11 protein-coding genes are annotated in these 18,839 nt (G+C 73.9%); 5 read left to right on the top strand and 6 right to left on the bottom strand.

The window, feature by feature from the left end:
* Positions 1-31 precede the first annotated feature (31 nt).
* Positions 32-1,690: a protein kinase domain-containing protein gene (locus BJ982_RS24245; protein WP_184883682.1), complete on the bottom strand. Its 1,659-nt coding sequence runs from the start codon at positions 1,688-1,690 to the stop codon at positions 32-34.
* Positions 1,683-3,086, bottom strand: a complete 1,404-nt coding sequence (locus BJ982_RS24240; RefSeq protein ID WP_184883680.1) for a DUF4407 domain-containing protein — start codon at positions 3,084-3,086, stop codon at positions 1,683-1,685. Before BJ982_RS24240 ends, BJ982_RS24245 begins: the two co-directional genes overlap by 8 nt.
* A gap of 242 nt (positions 3,087-3,328) precedes the next feature.
* On the opposite strand from BJ982_RS24240, the gene BJ982_RS24235 reads away from it, so the two are divergent.
* The 5 genes from BJ982_RS24235 (at position 3,329) to BJ982_RS24215 (ending at position 12,857) form a co-directional block, all read left to right on the top strand.
* Positions 3,329-4,750, top strand: coding sequence for a hypothetical protein (locus BJ982_RS24235; protein WP_184883678.1), 1,422 nt, complete (start codon positions 3,329-3,331; stop codon positions 4,748-4,750).
* Positions 4,751-4,786: 36 nt separating this feature from the next.
* On the top strand, positions 4,787-5,794 hold the full coding sequence (locus tag BJ982_RS24230) for an ATP-binding protein (protein WP_184883676.1): 1,008 nt from the start codon (positions 4,787-4,789) through the stop codon (positions 5,792-5,794).
* Positions 5,791-7,758: a hypothetical protein gene (locus BJ982_RS24225; protein ID WP_184883674.1), complete on the top strand. Its 1,968-nt coding sequence runs from the start codon at positions 5,791-5,793 to the stop codon at positions 7,756-7,758. Before BJ982_RS24230 ends, BJ982_RS24225 begins: the two co-directional genes overlap by 4 nt.
* 21 nt (positions 7,759-7,779) lie before the next feature.
* Positions 7,780-9,552, top strand: a complete 1,773-nt coding sequence (locus tag BJ982_RS24220) for a hypothetical protein (protein ID WP_184883672.1) — start codon at positions 7,780-7,782, stop codon at positions 9,550-9,552.
* Positions 9,553-9,668: 116 nt separating this feature from the next.
* Positions 9,669-12,857: a penicillin acylase family protein gene (locus BJ982_RS24215; RefSeq protein ID WP_184883670.1), complete on the top strand. Its 3,189-nt coding sequence runs from the start codon at positions 9,669-9,671 to the stop codon at positions 12,855-12,857.
* Between the two features lie 48 nt (positions 12,858-12,905).
* Here BJ982_RS24215 and BJ982_RS24210 read toward each other — a convergent pair whose 3' ends face one another.
* The 4 genes from BJ982_RS24210 to BJ982_RS24195 all read right to left on the bottom strand — a co-directional run bounded on the left by BJ982_RS24210 (position 12,906) and on the right by BJ982_RS24195 (position 18,789).
* Entirely contained in the window at positions 12,906-15,443 is a 2,538-nt protein-coding gene (locus BJ982_RS24210) for a phenylalanine--tRNA ligase subunit beta (RefSeq protein ID WP_184883668.1), read from the bottom strand.
* Positions 15,443-16,483 (bottom strand): phenylalanine--tRNA ligase subunit alpha, encoded by a 1,041-nt coding sequence (gene pheS / locus BJ982_RS24205; protein ID WP_239123508.1) that lies wholly within the window; start codon positions 16,481-16,483, stop codon positions 15,443-15,445. Before pheS ends, BJ982_RS24210 begins: the two co-directional genes overlap by 1 nt.
* A gap of 257 nt (positions 16,484-16,740) precedes the next feature.
* Positions 16,741-17,826, bottom strand: a complete 1,086-nt coding sequence (locus BJ982_RS24200) for a sensor histidine kinase (RefSeq protein ID WP_184883664.1) — start codon at positions 17,824-17,826, stop codon at positions 16,741-16,743.
* Positions 17,827-17,976: 150 nt separating this feature from the next.
* Positions 17,977-18,789 carry a TrmH family RNA methyltransferase gene (locus BJ982_RS24195; RefSeq protein WP_184883662.1) on the bottom strand — a complete coding sequence of 271 codons (813 nt, stop codon included), beginning with the start codon at positions 18,787-18,789 and terminating at the stop codon, positions 17,977-17,979.
* Positions 18,790-18,839 lie beyond the last annotated feature (50 nt).

Genomic DNA, 18,839 nt, shown 5'->3' with positions numbered 1-18,839 from the left:
GGCGGCTGTCACCCGCCCCCGGCCTAGGCGGCTAGCGTCCCAGGTGGCGTCGCACCCGCTCGCGGGCCGAGGGGTCCAGGGCGTCGAGCAGCGTCCGGGACAGCTCGTCCGGCAGGGAGGTCAGCAGCGTGGCGACCTTGGCGGGCGGCACGTAGGCGAGCACGCGGCCGGCCCGCCGCGCCGACCGTTCCGCCATCGCCTCGACCAGCGAGATCAGGACGGAGTTCACGGCCAGCGCGTCCAGCACGGCCGCCCCGGTCTTGGGGCCGGCGTGCGCGAGGATCCGCGCGGCCTCGCCCGGCCGCAGGCGGCCCGTCAGAGCCGCGGCGGCGGACCTGTCCAGGTAGTCGACGGCGCGCCCGGCGTGGGCGGGCGCCAGCAGCCGCAGCACTGCGGCGGCCTCGCGGGGGCTGTGCGCCATGGCGGTGAGCATGCCGGCGGTGGCCTTGGGCGGGACGGCCCCGAGCACGGCGGCGGCCTTGGCGCCGGGCAGGGCGAGCAGGACGCCGGCGGCGAACCGCGGCTCGGCCTCGGCCAGCAGCCCGCCCGCGGTCTCCGGCGCCATGGCCGCGTAGCGGGCGGCGGCCCCGGAGGCGACAGGGGGTGCCGCCGGCGCGGGCGAGCTCGGCCGCTGCCGTGCCACCGGCGGGGTGACCGGACGCGCGGGCGACGGCGCCGCCGGGCGCCCGGACGGAGGGTCGGAAGGCGAGGGTTCCGAGGCGGAGGGAGGTCCAGAGGGCGGCGGACCGGAGGGCGGCGGGCCGGAGGCGGGCGGAGTGCTCGGGGGCGGGGACGACGGGCGGGCGGCCGCGTGCCCCGCGGGGGGAACGGCGGGGCCGCCGGGCCTGGGACGCGAACGAGCGGCGCCGCCGATGACCGAGCGCAGGACCAGGTTGAGCTCGTGCCCGGTCATCCGGCGCCCAGGGTCCTTGTCGAGCAGGCGCGCCACCGCGTCGGCCAGGGGGCCGGGGCGCACCGGCTTCGGCGGGTCCTCGTCGAGGATGGCGCGCATCGTGAGCAGCGCGTCGCCGCGGCCGAACGGCGAATACCCCTCAAGGGCCCAGTAGAAGGTGACGCCGAGGGACCACATGTCGGAGGCGGGGCCGAGGGCGTGGCCTCTGATGCGCTCGGGCGCCATGAAGTCCACGGTGCCGATGAACCCGTTGCGGGAGGTGAGCGTGCTCTGGCCGGACATGTGGGCGATGCCGAAGTCCACCAGGACGACGCGGCCCGCCTCACTGATCAGGATGTTGGCGGGCTTGACGTCGCGGTGCAGGACGTCGGCCCGGTGCGCCGCGTTCAGGGCGCCGAGGACGCGGACGCCGATCTTGGCGAGGTCGCGCTCCTCCACCTTGCCCTCGTCCATCAGGGCGCGCAGTGAGCGGCCCCTGACGTAGGCCATGACGATCCAGGGGCGGCCCCGCTCCTCGAACACGTCGTAGATCTCGACGACGTTGGGGTGTTCGACGCCCGCGGCGGCGCGCGCCTCGCGCAGCGCGCGCTCGCGCCGCACGGACAGCGACTCGCCGTCGTCGGCGACGACCAGTTCCTTGATCGCGACCTGGCGGCCGAGGACCTGGTCGGCGGCCAGCCAGACGTCGCCCATGCCGCCGCTGCCGAGCCGCAGGAGGAGCCGGTAGCGGTTCCTCAGCAGCCGGGCGGACGCGGGCGGCGCCGGGCGGTCAGTCATCGTCGTCCGGGAACAGGTTGCGGGCGCGGGCGCGCTCGGGCCGCGCGGCGTTGGAGACGGCCGGCGCCCGCGTGTCCGCCATGCCGCGCAGGGCCTCGTCCTCCATGCCGCCGAACTCGTGGGTCATGCTGAGCGGCTCCGGTATCGGGCCGGGCCCGTGCTCCACCGGCTCGTCCAGGACGGTGGGCGGGCCCACGACGGTGGCGTCCGGCGGAGGCTGGTCGAGCGCGGACTCGGCGTCCCAGATCTGCCGGGTGGTGCGGCGGCCCGGCGCCCCTTCCGCTCCGTCCGGCGCGGACCGGGTGGCGCGGCGCATTCCCGTCCGGGCCTCCATCAGCTCCTTGCGGGCCTCCATCTCGAACAACTTCTCGTAGTTGCCCGGCTTCTGCATGAGCTTGACGGCCACCGGCAGGCACTCGATGAGCAGGAAGAGCAGGAAGAGCAGGGTGCGGGCGGCGTTGAGGGTGACGTCCTTGCCGGAGACCTCGTTGAGGGCCCGCAGCCGGATGAGCAGGCCGTTGAGGCTCTCGTTCTCCTCGTTGAAGGACCTCTGCAGCGTCCGCTGCTGCTCCTCGGCCGCGGCGAGCTGGGGGCGCAGTTCCTTCAGCTGCTCGGTGGCCGACTCCAGCCGCGTGGCCCGGGCCTGCTTGTCGGAGGCGGTGAGCTCCTTCTTGCGGGCGTCGATCTGCTTGTTGAGCTCCTCGACGCGCTTCTTGGCCTTGTTCATGGCGTCCCTGCTCGCCTGGGCGAGCTCGCCGTCGCCCTTGCGGGGGCATCCCTGCCCGCCGTAGAGCTGGCACTGCAGCTGGTCGTAGTGCTTGGTGGCCTGCTTCTGCTGGGCGTCGCGCTCGGCGGTGAGCGCCTTGAACCGCGGGTCGTTGCGCGGGTCCTGCGCCTTCTCGCCGCGGGAGGCGACGATGTCCTCCTGCACGGCCACGGCGGCGCGCAGCCGGAGCAGCTCCTTGCCGGCGTCGCCCTTCATCCGCTCGGTGGTGAAGGAGTTGGCACGTTCCTGCCTGATCTCGACGATCTGCGCGTCGATCTCGGTCTTGAAGATCTGCAGGACCAGCGGGGTGGAGATGACCACGCCGAGCAGTACGGCCATGAGGACGCGGGGGACGGCGAGCCGCCACCGGCGCCGGCCCTCGGCGGGGATGGAGCCGACGAGCCACCGGTCGAGGCTCAGGATCGCGAGGCCCCAGAGGATGCCGGCGGGGACGGCGATGAAGAAGCTCAGGCCGAGGGCGCTGCCCAGGGCGAAGGACATGGAGATGGTGGCCAGCACGGCGGTGGTGAGCACCGCTCCGCCGATGCCCTCGAACTTGCCGCGATCGGTGGGGCACTGTTCGAGGATCTCCGGCCGGGCGCCGGATAGGACAATTAGGAACTTTCTCATCTATTCTCCCCGCTATCACGCGGCGACTGGGGCTGGCTACATCTTAAATCGGATACAGGGCAACACCATCACCTTGTAGTGGGCTTAAGCTATACATGTGCCGGAATATTTTGATCAGAAGACCACGCGATGGGTGGTCGCCGTTAAGAGGCCGCACACATAGCCGGAGCTCCAACTCGGGGGCAAACGTCCAATATGGGGACCTATGGTCGTTTTGTTGCTAAGACCCAGGGGAGCAGTATTTGACCACGTCAGGTCTTGAAATCCTCGGCACAGCCCTCGCGACCGCCGTCATGGAACTGTCCGGCTCCCGGCATCTCATCGTCTTCGAGGTCACCGCCGGGGGCGTCACCGTCTTCGACGTCCACCGGGACGGCACCGGCACCCCGCGCGGCCTGGTCGAGCCGCTCGCGCCGCGCGACGGGGACGTCGTCGCGGCCGCCCGGCTGGCGGCGGACCTGCCCCGGCCGCTCCCCGGCGACACCACGATGATCCTCCAGTGCGCCTCCCCCGCCGACCCGCGAGTGGCCCAGGCGACGGAGGTGCTGCGCGCGGCGCGCCCCGGCGCCCGCGTCTTCACCGAACCGGGCACGCGCGCCGGGGACGCGCTGCGCCGGGCCATCAGCGACGAGCCCCTCACCCAGCCGTACGACCTGGTCGTGCTCCGGCGGCACCCGCAGGAGGGAACGCTCCATTTCGCGGGCCACCCTCTGTTCGGCCGCGAGGCGCGCTCGGGCGACCACGTCGAGCTGACCGTGCGGTGCGAGCCGAGCGACGACCGCGGCACGGTCTTCGCGGTCACGGCGTGGGAGGACCACCGCCGTCCCCGGCTGGTCTCGGCGCACGCGGCCAAGCTCGCGCCCGGGCCGTACACGCTGCTCGCCGAGCTGGAACGCCCCGGGAAGGTGCGCTTCCACGGCCTGCCGGACGCCGCCGAGCGGTGCGAGGTCCCCTGGGAGGAGCTGGTGGCCGCGGTCCCGTCCCGGCTGGACCGCTTCGCCGACCCGGCGCACCTGATCTGCGCGGTCCAGCTGAGCGGTCCCTACGAGCGCGTGCTGTCGCGCGTGCAGTGGGTCGCCGGGTTCCTCGGCATGCTGGCGGACGGCCCGGAGGACTGGCTTCGGGTGTCCCTCATCACCTACGGCTCGCACGCCGTGCACCGGGGCGACCCCGAGCAGCCGGCCAGGACCGAGTGCGCGCGGGTCTCCCCGGAAGAGGCCCAGGAGGCGCTGCACAGGCTGGAGGAACGGCGGCTGCCGGGCATGCGCGAGGCCATGGCCCGCGGCTACCCCTACGCGGCGCGGATCGAGGACATGCTGGTCGAGGCGGGCAGGCTGGTCAAGGCCGCCGGACGGGCGCCGGCGGCGCTGCTCACCGTCGGGGACCGTCCGCCCCACCCGCCGAGGACGGACCTCTCCGAGATCATCCCGTGCGGGGACAAGCACGACTGGGAGTCGCTGCTCGCCGCCCTGGAGCGCGACCACGCCATGACGTTCGCCGCCGTCTGCGACCTGCCCGCCGAGCGGGCGCACCGCGCCTGGTCGCGCCTCGGGGGCGGCGCGCCCGCCGAACTCGCCACGGCCGACGCCGAGGAGGTCTGCGCCCGGCTCGGCCTGGCCGTGCCGGCGGTCCAGCCCGTCCCCTTCCCGTTCATCGCGGTGTAGCCCGCCGGCAAGCCGCCCACCATAGTGAGGTTCAGCATGGCCAACCAGCGACGCGGCGCCGCCCCGCCGGAGCACAACATCGCGATCTGGGGGGCGCCCGGCTGCGGCAAGACGACCTTCCTCGCCGCGCTCAACATCGCCCTCATCCTCAACGAGAGCCCGTGGCGGATCTTCACCGACGATCCCGACTCGCGGGACTTCCTCACCGACATGACCAAGTCGTTCCAGGAGCAGAGGTTCCCGCCCGCGACCGTCACGCTCCGCCACTACAAGTGGTTCTTCAGCAGGCAGCCCGACAAGCAGCCCAAGGGGCTGTTCCGCAGGGCGCGCCCGGAGCGGATCGGGCTGGAGGTGCTGGACGCCCCGGGCGGGTTCTTCGGCGCCGACCGCGCCGGTTCGGGGGCCGAGAGGGAGCCGCTGCTGGAGAACCTGGAGAGAAGCCGGGGCATCGTCTACCTTTTCGACCCGACGCGCGAGCACAGGAAGGGCGACGCGTTCACCTACCTGCACACCGTGCTCACCGACCTCGCCGGGCGGATGATCTCGAAGAACCGATTCGCCGGTGATACTTTGCCCCACTATTTAGCAGTTTGCGTCACCAAATTCGACGAGCCGCGCGTCTTCATGACGGCTCAGGAGAACGGACTGCTGACGCCGAACCCGGAGGACCCCTACGGTTTTCCGCACATCGACAGCGACAACGCCGAGGAGCTGTTCCAGGAATTGTGCGGCGTCTCCTCCAGCGGGTACGCCAAGATGGTCGTGCCCACGCTGAAAAAGTATTTCTGGAAGGACCATATCCGGTTCTTCGTGACCTCCTCCATCGGGTTCTACCTGAACCCGGCCACGGGACGGTTCGACCCGGACGACTTCCAGAACCGGCTGCCCGACGCCACGCCGCCCGCCCCCGCCCCCTCCGGCCGCGGCGAGCCCGCCGGCGCGTTCAAGATCCGCGGCCCGGCCCACCCCATCAACGTGATCGAGCCCATGCTGTGGCTCGGGCAACAGATGTCCGCCGACCGTCAGGGCAGGGAGGCGGGGTGAGCGGCGTGGTGCGGCTCACCGCCGAGTGGGCCCTGTTCGGCAAGGACTCCGGCGCGGGCGGCGACTACGGCATCATCGCCGGCAGCCGGGGCGAGTTCAGCCGGGACGAGTTCCACGACATCCTCTTCCGGTGGTCGCCCGGCCAGGTCAGCCCGCCCGAGGTGACGATCAGCTGCCTCAGGGTGGACGACGAGGGGGCCTACATCGGGCTGGCCGTGCACGGCTGGTCGAACCGGCGCGACCACGAGGGCCGTCCCGTCGCCCTCACCAGCTACTACTGCGTGCCCTACAGCATGCTGCAGGACACGCCGGTGTCCTACGAGGCGCTGTACGCCGCCGTCGCGACCTGCGCCCCCGTCGGCGAGGACCCGGTGGTGCTCACGGTCCCCGTCCTGGACGAGCCCCAGCTCGCCGCGATCGCGGCCAGGGCCGGAGACACGGCGAAGGCCGCGGCGGCCCTGCTGCTCACCGAGGAGCAGATCTGCGTGCTCGGCGGCGAGAACCTGCACGTCCTGGACCGCCTGCGCTACCTGGACACCGTGGCGGCGCTGCTGCCCTACGGCGTGCGTACACGGCTCACGGCCTCGACGTGGACCGACAGCGCGACGTCGCACCGGATCAAGCTCTCGTTCGCCAAGAACGCCAAGAGGGACGCCTTCCCGCTGCACTGGAACACGACGGCGGGCCGGCCGTGGAGCCAGACCACGCGCGAGTACTACGACGCCCTGGTGCGCCGCCCGCCCGTGACCGTCGTCAGGGCGCTCGCCGCCGCGACCAAGCCCGTCGGGTTCCGGCACGCCTTCGACGTGGCGGAAGCCGTCCTGGAGGGTGTACCGGCGACCGGCGACATCCTGGACGTGCCGGCCCTCCCCGGCCCCCCGGCGCCCCCCGAGCTCCCGGCCGTGCCGGAGAACCCGGCCACGATCGAGGACCTCCTGCATCGGTGCGCCGCGGCGCTGAACACGCGTGACTACGGCGAGCTCGGCCTCGCCGCGGCCGGGCTCAAGGCGCTGGCGGACGCGCGCGAGCCGAGCCGGCACGATAGGGCCCGCCATCGCCAGATCATCGAGACCAGGGTGCTGCCCGCCGCCGCGGCCGGCCCCCGGGGCCCGGACGGCGCCTTCTACGAGCTGATCCTGCGCCTGGGATACGGGCACGCGCTCACCTCCGCCGACCTGGATTCGATCACCCGGGCGGCCCTGCCGAGCGCCGACCTGTACGCCGCGATGGCGCGCATGCCCCTGGACGACGACCTCGTGCAGGTGCGGGTGGCCGTCCGCGCTCCGGAGAGCTCCCTGGCGCACATGGTGGAACGGACCGCCATCTCCCTGCTGATCCCGGTCGCCGCGCACGAGCCGTCCGACCCCGAGGTCGTCCGCTACCTCCGCGACAGGGTGACGAGGCACGCCGACCGGCTCACCGGCAACGCCGAGATCGCCCGCGTGCTGGAGGAGCACGTGTTCCTGTCCGCCGCGGTCGCGGCGGCGTATCCGGGCGACCCCGAGACGCAGGCCAACGTGCTGGACGAGTTCCTGCACATCGCCTACGGCCCGTCCCCCGCCGACGACCGGCTCGGGGCGATCGCCGCGCGCGCCGTGGAGCCCCACATCGCCATGCTGCTGGTCGCGGCGGCGAGCACCCGCGCCAGGAGGACGCGGCCCCGGGCGTTGTGGCAGGCCCTGCGCGGCCGGGCCGGTCTGCTCCGGCGGCCCGCTCCCGGGGCCGAGCCCGGCGGTCCCGGCGCGGCGGGGCCCGCGGTCGCGGTGGACGCCCCGATCTCCGACACGGCGCCCACCCGCTCCTTCCTGCGCACCCGCCGCCGCCACGGCGGGCCACCGGTCCTCCCCTCGGCCGCCGACGAGCACCGGCGCGTCGCCAGGGTGGAACTCGCGCGCTTCCTGGTCATCATGGTGCCAGGGGCCGTCCTCGCCCTCGCGGTCCTGTACCTGGTCATCGGCCGCTGAGCGCGCCGGACGAGGAGAGCGATGGCACCGATCACCGCCGCGTGGGCCCTGTGGGGCAAGCAGCCCGGCACCGGCGACGAGGACGCCGTCCTCGCGCACGGCCAGGGCCCGTTCAGCCGCGACGAGTACGCGACGATCATCGCGCGGTACGCGCCCGGCTTCACCGCCGACCTGCCCCAGGTGACGATGAGCTGGGTCAGCGACGGCTCGGCCCTCTACACCGGCATGGCCGTCCAGGAGTGGTCGCACCACCGCGACGCCTTCGGGCGCAACATCCCCGTGACCCGGTACTTCTGCGTGCCCTTCGCCCGCCTGGCCGAGGGACCGGCCGCCTACGCGGGTCTCTACGAGGCGCTCGGCGGGTGCGCCCTGCCCGCGGACGGGCCGCTGGAGGTCCAGGTCAGTGCCCTGGACCCGCGCGCGACGGCGGACGCGGCGGGCGCGAAGGCCATGGAGGCCGCGGCCCTGCTGGTCACCGGCGACCCGGTCTGCGTGGTGGGCGCCGAGGCCGAGCCGCTGGAGGCCCGGCTGCGGTTCCTGGACGCGGTCACGAGCCTGCTGCCGTACGGATTCCGCAGCAGGCTCACCGCCTCGACGTGGACCGACGCCGCCTCGCACCACCGCATCGCGCTGTCCTTCGCCCGGCACGCCCCCGCGGGCGCGCACGCGGTCTCCTGGACCGGCGAGGCCGACGCCGAGGGGTTGCCGCAGGTCGCCCGGCGGTACATGACGGCGCTCGCCGCCTGCGGCGACCTGGCCGAGGCGGTGGAGCGGTTCGCGCGCGACACCCGGCCGCGGCCGATGAAGGCCGCCGACCTGGCGGGCGTGGCCGATTCCATCGCCGACCTGGACGCCACCCGCGCCGCGCGGCGGGAGTCGGCCGCCGACCTGCTGAGGGCCTGCGCCGACAGCATCGCCCAGGGGGACGCCCGGCGGCTGACCCGGACCCTCGACGCGCTCGCCGCCGTGGCCCGCGGCCCCCGGCCCGCCGACCGCGGCCGTGACCTGCGGCGGATCATCGCCGACCGCCGCGTCTTCGTGGCGGCCCGCGCCCTGGACTCCGCCACCGAGGAACGGCTGTACGACGTGCTGCTGCCGCTCGCCTACGGGCCGCGGCTCACGCTGGAGGGCTTCGAGGAGATCCGCGGCAACGCCGAGCACTGGCTGCCGCCGCCGCTCGCGGCGGCCATGCGGCGGATGTCCGCGGCCGAGCCGGCCGTGGTGCTGCGGCTCGTCCGGTACCTGGACCGGGGTGAGGCGGCGCCGCTGCTGTCGGCGCTGCCGGCGGAGGCGCTGGTCGAGGCCGCGCTGCGCGAGCCGCTGGACCCGGCGTCGGTGTACGCGATGTGCGGCGAGCTGGCGGCGCGCGGGGCCGACCCGGCGGAGCGCGCGCCGATCGGCGAGGCGCTGCGGCGGCGCGGGCACCTGGCGGCGGTGGTCCACCGGCTGCACCCGGCGGACCCGGAGAACCAGATACGCCGGTTCCACACGCTGCTGACCGCGGCCTACGGCCCGGTGCTCGACCGCCCGACCGTGGAGAAGGAGTTCCTGTCGCAGACGGGCGCGCCGTCGGCCTCGCTGCTGGCGGCGGTGTCGGGCATGTGCGCGCCCGAGGCGCGCCAGGAGCTGCTGGAGTGGGTCTTCGCCGACCTGCTGCGCCAGGCCGAGATCGGCGAGGAGACGCTCAAGCGCGGCCTGTCCCCCGCGCCGCCGCCCGACGGCCCGCAGGGGCCGCTGCCGCCCGCGGACCGCGGCGCGACCCGCCTGCTCGGCCTGCGCCGCCGGCGGAGCTGACCTTGACCGCTCCGGTGGAGTGATTCCACACGGCCCATTGATCGCGTCCGCGCGCGAGCGTATGTTCCTCCCAAGCTCAGCGGTTTCGAGTCCGCCTCATGTTTTGGGGGTTCTCAATGCACGCTCGTCTCCGGCGGTTGATCACCGCGGCCTCCGCGCTGGCGATCATCGCGCTGGCCTCCCCCGTCGTCCCCGCCTCCGCCGCCGTCTACACCACCGACGACTACTGCCTCGGCCAGTGCGCGGACATCCTGCCGCCCGGCCAGAACGGCGACGCGACCCTCGCCGAGATCCTCGCCCACCAGGCGCTCGGCACCATGCCGCGGCACTCGGGCGACCAGCTCGCCAAGTACGCCGGCCTCATCGCCGGCTACACCGGGCTCCGCGAGGACCAGATCTCGCGGTTCTTCGGCGACGCCTCCTTCGGCGTGCCCGCGGGCCAGGTCGAGAGCACCGTCAGCCCGCGCTCCGACGTGACCATCGTCAGGGACAGGGCGACCGGCGTCCCGCACATCACCGGCACGACCCGCGAGGGCACGATGTTCGGCGCCGGGTACGCGGGCGCCGAGGACCGGCTGTGGGTCATGGACCTGATGCGGCACGTCGGCCGGGGCGAGCTGACGCCGTTCGCGGGCGGCGCCCCCGGCAACCGGGAGCTGGAGCAGAGCGTCTGGCGCAACTCCCCCTACACCGAGGCCGACCTGGAGGCCCAGATCACCCGGCTCAGGGACTCCGGCCCGCGCGGCGCCCGGCTGTACGCCGACGTGGGCGAGTACGTCGCCGGAATCAACGCCTACATCGACCACTGCATGGCCGCCCGCGACTGCCCCGGCGAGTACGTGCTCACCGGCCACCTCGACGCGATCACCAACGCCGGCGGGCCCCAGCACTTCACGCGGGCCGACGTGGTGGCGATCTCGGGCGTCATCGGCGGGATCTTCGGCGGAGGCGGCGGGGCCGAGATGCGGTCGGCCCTGGTCCGCGTCGCCGCCCGCGCCAAGTACGGCACCGCGGCCGGCGACCAGGTGTGGGCGGCGTTCCGCGCCCGCAACGACCCCGAGGCCACCCTCACCCTGCACAACGGGCAGAGCTTCCCCTCCGGCGACGCGCCCGCCGCGACCGGCGTCGTGCTCCCCGACGCCGCCGCGCCTGTCGACATCACCCTCAACGAGAAGGGCTCGGCCACCGCCCCCGTCCCCGCCGCCGCCCGCGGCACCGGCGTGCTCGGCGGCCTCACCGTCGACAACTCCGAGCCGGGCATGTCCAACGCGATCGTGGTCTCGGCCGCCGAGTCCACTACCGGCCACCCCATCGCGGTCTTCGGACCCCAGACCGGCTACTTCGCCCCGCAACTGCTCATGCTGCAGGAGCTGTCCGGGCCCGGCGTCCGGGCGCGCGGCGCGGCGTTCGCCGGGCTCAACATGTACGTGCTGCTCGGCCGGGGCACCGACTACGCCTGGAGCGCGACCTCCAGCGGCCAGGACATCACCGACACCTACGCCCTGGAGCTGTGCGAGCCCGGCGGCGGCCCGGTCACCGCCGCCACCTCCCACTACCTGTACCGCGGCGTCTGCACGCCCATGGAGACGCTGCGCAAGACCAACTCCTGGAAGCCGACCGTCGCCGACTCCACCGCGGCCGGGTCCTACGACCTGGTCATCCAGCGCACCAAGTACGGCCTGGTCACCTGGCGCGGCAGCGTGGGCGGCAAGCCGGCCGCGTTCACCACCCTGCGCTCCACCTACCGGCACGAGGCCGACTCGGCCATCGGGTTCCAGATGTTCAACGACCCCGCCCAGATGGGCGACGCGGCGGCCTTCACCGCCTCCGCGTCGAAGATCGGCTTCGCGTTCAACTGGTTCTTCGTGAACTCCACCGACGCGGCGTACTTCATGTCCGGCGACACCCCGGTCCGCCCGCCCGCCGCCGATGCGGGCCTGCCGATGACCGCCGACGCGGCCCACGAGTGGGCGGGCTTCGATCCCGCCACCAACACCGCGTCCTACACCCCGCCCGCCGCCCACCCGCAGACCGCGAACCAGGACTACCTGGTGAGCTGGAACAACAAGCAGGCCAAGGACTACGGCGCCGCCGACGGCAACTTCAGCTTCGGCCCGGTCCACCGGGTGGACCTGCTGGACGCCCCGGTCAAGGCCGCGCTCGCGGGCGCGGGCAGGCTCGACCGCGCGGGCACCGTGCGGATCATGGCGGACGCCGCCGTCACCGACCTGCGCGGCAAGAGGGTCCTGCCCGACCTGCTGCGCGTGCTCACCAGCGCGCCCGTCACCGACCCGGCCCTCGCGCCGGCGGTGTCCAAGCTGTCGGCCTGGGCCGCCTCCGGGGCCCGGCGGCTGGAGACCTCACCCGGCAGCAGGACCTACGCGCACGCCGACGCGATCCGCGCCTTCGACGCCTGGTGGCCGCTGCTGGTCCGGGCGCAGTTCAAGCCCGGCCTCGGCGACGGGCTGTACCAGGCGCTGGTCGACGCGCTGCAGGTCAACGAGTCGCCGTCCGGCCGCCAGCAGGGCGACGTGTCCTCCCTGCCCACTTCCGCCAACGAGGCGCAGGCCCACAAGGGGTCGGCGTTCCAGTACGGCTGGTGGGGCTATGTGAGCAAAGACCTCAGGGCCGTGCTCGGCGATCAGGTCGCCGGCCCGCTCCCCCGGCGGTACTGCGGGGACGGCACGCTCGCCGGCTGCCGCGCCGTCCTGCTGAACAGCCTCGCGGCGGCCCTCGCCGAGCCCGCCGCCACGACCTACCCCGCCGACGATGCGTGCGCCGCGGGCGACCAGTGGTGCGCCGACGCCGTGCGGCACTCCCCGCTCGGCGGGATCAAGCAGCACCTCATCTCGTGGCAGAACCGGCCGACCTACCAGCAGGCCGTCTCGTTCCCCGCCCACCGGGGCGACCCGATCGGCAACCTCGCCGCCGGGGCGTCCGCGCGGGCGTCAAGCACGCAGCTCATCCCCTACTATCCGGCGAGCCGGGCGGTCGACGGAGACCCCACGACCCGCTGGGCCAGCGCGTCGAGCGACGCCCAGTGGCTCCAGGTGGACCTCGGCGCGCCGAAGAGCGTGTCCCGGGTCGTGCTGCGCTGGGAGGCGGCCTACGGGGCGGCCTACGAGATCCAGACCTCCTCCGACGGCTCGGCCTGGACCACGGTCGCCGCGACGGCCGCCGGCGACGGCGGCGTCGACAACCTGACCTTCGCCCCCGTGACGGCCCGCCATGTCCGCATGCGCGGCATCACCCGGGGCACGTCCTACGGCTACTCGCTGTACGAGATGGAGGTCTACGCGCGCTGACCCGGCGGCGGGGGCCGCGCGGAGACCGTCCGCGCCGCCCCCGCCGGCTCAGGCTCCGCGCAGCCGGGCGCCGGTGCGCTCGGCGGCCAGGGCCACGGCGGCGTCACGCGCCGCGGTGGTCTCCTCGACGGTGAGCGTGCGGTCGGGGGCACGGAAGCGCAGGGTGTAGGCCAGGGACTTGTTGCCCTCGCCGACCTGCTCCCCGGTGTAGACGTCGAACAGCCGGATCGACTCCAGCAGTTCGCCCGCGCCCTCGCGCAGCGCCGCCTCGACGTCGGCCACCCGCGTCTCGCCGGGAACGACCAGCGCGACGTCCTGCGTGGCGACCGGGTAGGCCGACACCGGCACGGCCTGGGCCGGACCGGGCAGGGCCTCCTCCAGGACCGTCAGCTCCAGCTCCATCGCGCAGGTGCGCGGCGGCAGCCCCAGCGCCTCGACCACCCGGGGGTGCAGCTCGCCGGCGTGGCCGACCAGGGTGTCGCCGAGGTGGAGCGCGGCGCACCGGCCCGGGTGCCACGGCGCGTGCCGGTCGGCGGTGACGGTGAGCTCGACGCCGGCCTGACGGGCGACGACCCGCGCGGCCTCGATCGCGTCGGCCCAGGACTCCTGGCGGCCTCCGCCCCACCAGCCGGACCGGTCGCGCTCGCCGGCCAGCACGACGGCCAGCCGCAGCGGCTGCCGCGGCAGCGCCGCGGTGATCGTGGCCAGTTCCTCGTCGGTGGGACGGCGGTCCACGCCGAGCACCGGGGCGTGCTCCGGCGCCTCCGGCTCGGGCCGGTACACCAGGCCGGACTCGAACAGCGCGACGTCGCCGAAGCCGCGCCCGACGTTGCGTACCAGGGTCTTCAGCAGCCCGGGCAGCAGCGTGGTGCGCAGCAGCGGCTCGTCCTCGCTGAGCGGGTTGGCCAGGCGGACGGCCCGGCGCCGCGCGTCGTCGGCCGCGAGCTGCAGGGCGTCCAGATCGCGCGCGCCCATGAACGGGTAGGCCAGGGTCTCGACGTACCCGGCGGCGGCCAGGGCCCGGCCGACGCGGCGGCGCAGGCGCTGCGCCTCGGTGAGGCCCGCCCCGGCGGGGGCGGCCGGCAGCACCGAGGGCAGCTTGTCGTACCCCTCCAGCCGGATGACCTCTTCGGCCAGGTCGTTGGGGTCGGTCAGGTCGGGACGCCAGGACGGCGGCGTCACCGTGAGCGTGCCCGCCGCGCCGCTCGGGCCCTCCAGGACGTCGGCCGGGAGCGCCTCGCCCCCGTCCTGCCCGGTGGGCTCGGGCGCGCCGACGACCGTGCAGCCGACCTGCTCCAGGCGGCGCACCACCGTGTCGCGGCCGTAGGTGACGCCCGCCACGTGGTCGGGGTGGTCGGCGGCCATCGTGATCGTCGGGGGCTCGACGTCGATCGAGACGTCGGTGACCCCGGCGCCGGCCGTGCCGCCGCCGAACGCGACCAGCAGTTGCACCGCGCGCCACGAGGCGTACACCGGCAGCTCGCGGTCCACGCCGCGCTCGAAGCGGCGGGAGGCCTCGCTGACCAGGTTGTGGCGGCGCGACATGCGCGCGACGCCGCCCGCGGAGAAGTGCGCGGCTTCGATCACCAGGTCGGTGGACTCGTCGGAGATCTCGGTCTCCAGGCCGCCCATCGTGCCGGCCATGGAGATCGCGCCGGACTCGTCGGTGATCAGGATGTCCTCGGGGTGGAGCTCGCGCACGACGTGGTCGAGGGTCTCCAGCGTCTCGCCCGGCTCGGACCTGCGCACCACGATGGGGCCGCTCAGCCGGGTGCGGTCGAAGGCGTGCAGCGGCTGGCCGAGTTCGAGCATCACGTAGTTGGTGACGTCCACGGCGAGCGACACCGGGCGCATGCCCGCGCGGATCAGGCGGACCTGCAGCCACATCGGGGTCTCGGCCCCGGGGTCGAACCCGGTGACCGAGCGGAGCACGAAGCGGTCGCAGGCGGTGGGGTCGGCGATGGACGCCGGGTGGGACTCGCCGGTGGAGGACGGGGGCTCCACGTCGGCGGGGTCGTGCCAGGGCACGCCGAACGCCGCGGCGGCCTCGCGCGCCACGCCCCTGATCGACAGGGCGTACCCCCGGTCGGGGGTGACCTCGATCTCGATGACGTCGTCGCGCAGGCCGAGCAGCTCGACCACGTCCGCGCCGAGGTGGCTGTCGGACGGCAGGATCAGGATGCCGTCGTGGTCGTCGCCGACGCCGAGCTCGCGCGCCGAGCAGATCATGCCGTCGGACACGTGGCCGTAGGTCTTGCGCGACCCGACCTCGAAGCCGCCGGGCAGCACGGCGCCGGGGAGCGCCACCACCACCCGGTCGCCGACCGCGAAGTTGGTGGCGCCGCAGATGATCCAGCGGGGCGCGGCCTCGCCGACCTCCACCGAGCAGTAGCGGATCGGCTTCTTGAAGCCGGTGAGCTCCTCGATCGAGAGCACCTCGCCGACGACGACGTTCTTGATGTCGTAGCCGACGGACTCGATCGACTCCAGCTTGAGGCCGGCCGCGGTGAGCCTGTCGGCGACCTCGTGGGCGGTGACGGCGGGCAGGTCGACGTACTCCCGCAGCCAGGAGAGCGGGAACTTCATCAGACCTCCATACCGAACGGGAGAGTGAAGCGCACGTCTCCCTCGACCATGTCGCGCATGTCCTCGGCGTTGTGGCGGAACATCAGCGTCCGCTCCACGCCCATGCCGAACGCGAAACCGCTGTAGCGCTCGGGGTCGACGCCGCAGGCGACGAGCACGCGCGGGTTGACCATGCCGCAGCCGCCCCATTCGATCCAGCCCTCGGACTTGCAGGTGCGGCACGGCGGGTTGCCGGGGACGGCGGAGGCGCCGCGGCAGACGAAGCAGCGCAGGTCCATCTCGGCCGACGGCTCGGTGAAGGGGAAGTAGTTCGGCCGGAACCGGGTGTCGATGCCCTCGCCGAACATGACCTCGGCGAACCGGTCGAGCGTGCCCTTCAGGTGGGCCATGGTGAGGCCCTCGTCGATCGCCAGGCCCTCGACCTGGTGGAACACCGGGGTGTGGGTGGCGTCGAGCTCGTCGGTGCGGAAGACCTTGCCGGGCGAGACGACGTAGACCGGCAGGTCGCGCGACAGCAGCGCGCGGATCTGCACGGGCGAGGTCTGGGTGCGCATGACCATGCCCGAGTCGACCGAGCCGACGAAGAAGGTGTCGTGCTCGGAGCGGGCGGGGTGGTCGGGCGCGATGTTGAGGGCGTCGAAGTTGAACCACTCGCCCTCCAGCTCGGGCCCCTCGGCGACCTCGTAGCCCATCGCGATGAACGCGTCGGCGATGCGCTCCTGCAGGGTGGTGAGGGGGTGCCTGGCCCCCTGCGGCGCGCGGTCCCACGGCAGGGTGACGTCGACGGTCTCCTCGACCAGGACGCGCTCGTCGCGCTCGGCCGTCAGCACGTCCTGCCGGGCGGCGAGGGCCTCGCCGATGGCCTTGCGCGCGCCGCCGATGCGCTTGCCCGCCTCGGAGCGGGCCTGGGGCGGCAGCGCGCCGATCTCGCGGTTGGCCAGGGCGATCGGCGAGCGGTCACCGGCGTGCGCGAGGCGCACCTGCTTGAGTGCGTCGAGGTCGGCCGCCGCGTCGATGGCGGCCAGGGCTTCGGCCTGCATGCGCGCCACCTCGTCGGCGTGCAACGGCGTCACCTCGACCGGGTCATAGGTGTTCGACAAGAGTGAGCTCCGTATTCAGGGCTTGAGCGGGCACGATTCTAGTCCGTCCAGGGCCGGTGACCGGCCGTGCGCCGGTGGCCGTGGAGCCCTCGTGGACCGCTTATTTCGGGCTTTTCGGGCTTTTAATGCTCCCGGACACGGCACCGGCCGGCCGGTGAATCACGGCGGTCCGCCCGCCGGCCGACTCGCGCGACGCCTCAGGCGAAGTCGGGAGTGCCGGCGGGCATGGTAAATCGGAACTCCGCGCCGCCGCCCGGAGCACGCTGCACGGTGATCGTGCCGCCGTGCGCCTCGACCAGGCCCTTGACGATGAACAGGCCGAGGCCGGTGCCGCCCCGGCGCCGCCCGTTGCCCCGCCAGAACTGGCGGAAGACGCGCGAGGCCAGCTCGGGTGCCACACCCTCACCCTGGTCGCGCACCGACACGGCGACTCCCCACTCGACCGGCTCCACCACTATCGTCACCGTACCGCGTCCGTGGCGCACCGCGTTTTCCAGCAGGTTTCCCAGGATCTGGTCGATCTTGTCCTGGTCGAGCCACATCTCGGGCAGCTCGCCGCGCACGTCGAGCCGGAAGCGATCCTCCGGCTCTCCCGCCGCCACCCGGCCTTCGATGATCTTACGGGCGCGGGCGGGAACGTCCACGACCTGCCGGTGGATCTGCAGCCGCCCCGACTCGATGCGCGAGACGTCCAGCAGTTCGGTGATCAGCCGGGTGACGCGGTCGGCGTCGGCGTTCACCGTCTCCAGCATCACGCGCTTCTGGTCGTCGGTGAAGCGGCCCCACTTGGCCAGCAGCGTCGCGGTGAACCCCTTGACGCTGGTCAGCGGGGACCGCAGCTCGTGGGCGACGGTGGACACCAGGTCGGCCCTGCTGCGCTCCAGCCGGGCACGGGCCGCGGCGTCGCGCAGGGTGATCACCACGCGGACGACGTCGCCGCCGCGGCGGGGGCTGCGCACGAAACGGACCGCGACCAGCAGCTCGTGGCGGCCCGGCAGGTACAGCGAGCACTCCGGCTGGCGGCTGCGGATGCGCAGGCCGCCGTAGGCGTCCAGCCACTTCCACCAGTCGCGGCCGTCGTTGTCCCGAAAGGGCAGCACCTCGGGCAGGTGACCGCCGAGGACGGCCTCGCGGTCGGCGCCCGTCAGGCTGGAGGCGGCGTGGTTGAACGCGACCACCCGGCCGCGCGCGTCGGCCACGATGACCCCGTCGGGAAGGTCGTCGACGTCGATCAGGCATGCGGCATCGGCCTCCTGCCCATGGGTCCGTCCGCCGCGCACCATCGCCTCCTCGCCCCTACAGGGCCGACAATAGCGGGTTTCCCGTGCCCGACGGCAGCCCTACGCCGGGCATCGGGCGCCCGGCCATGCCCGATGGGACTACCCGCCGCCGCGCCCCGTCCGCCGCGGCGCGCACGGCCACGCCGCCCCGTCTCAGCGCGCCGCGGCGGCCCGCTGGGCCCGGGCCGAGGCGTACAGGCAGACGGCGGCCGCCGTCGCCAGGTTCAGGCTCTCGGCGCGCCCGTAGATCGGCACCCGCACGACCTCGTCGGCGAGCTTGAGAACCTCCTCGGGCAGGCCCCAGGCCTCGTTCCCGAAGATCCACGCCGTGGGCCCGGCCAGGTCCACGTCGTCCAGCGTGCGGGTGCCCGCGCCGTCGGCGGCGAGGACCCGCAGCCCCGAGTCCTTCAGGTGGCGCACCGTCTCCGCCACCGGGGCCGCGGTGACCACCGGCAGGTGGAACAGGCTGCCGGCGCTCGCCCGGACGCACTTGCCGTTGTAGGGGTCCACCGAGGCGTCGGTGAAGACCACCGCGTCCGCGCCGGCGGCGTCCGCCGTCCGCAGCACCGTGCCCGCGTTGCCGGGGTCGCGGACGTGCGCGAGCACCGCGACGAGGGACGCGCCGCCGGGCACCGCCTCGGCCAGCGGGACGTGCACGAACCGGCAGACGGCAAGCAGGCCCTGCGGCGTGACCGTCTGGGCCAGCTCGGCCATGACCTCGCCGCTGGCCCCGAACACCGGCACCCCGGCCTGGCGCGCGGCGGCCACGATGTCGGCGTGCCGCGTCCCCGCCTCCGCGGTCGCGAACAGCTCGACCGTGACGCCGGGCAGCGCCAGCGCCTCCCTGACGGCCTGCGCGCCCTCGGCCAGGAACGCGCGGTCGCGGTCGCGGAAGGCGCGCTTGGCCAGCCGCCTGGCGGCCTTGACCCGCGGCGACTTGATGTTGGTCAGCTCCGGCTCCGCCAATGTGCCCCCCTGGACGGCCCTGCCGGGGCGGCCGCGTACGGGCCCCGGAA

The organism is Sphaerisporangium siamense (genome assembly GCF_014205275.1).
Taxonomy (GTDB): Bacteria; Actinomycetota; Actinomycetes; order Streptosporangiales; family Streptosporangiaceae; genus Sphaerisporangium; species Sphaerisporangium siamense.
Note: the sequence above shows the minus strand (reverse complement) of the source record. Positions and strands in the feature narration are given on the sequence as shown.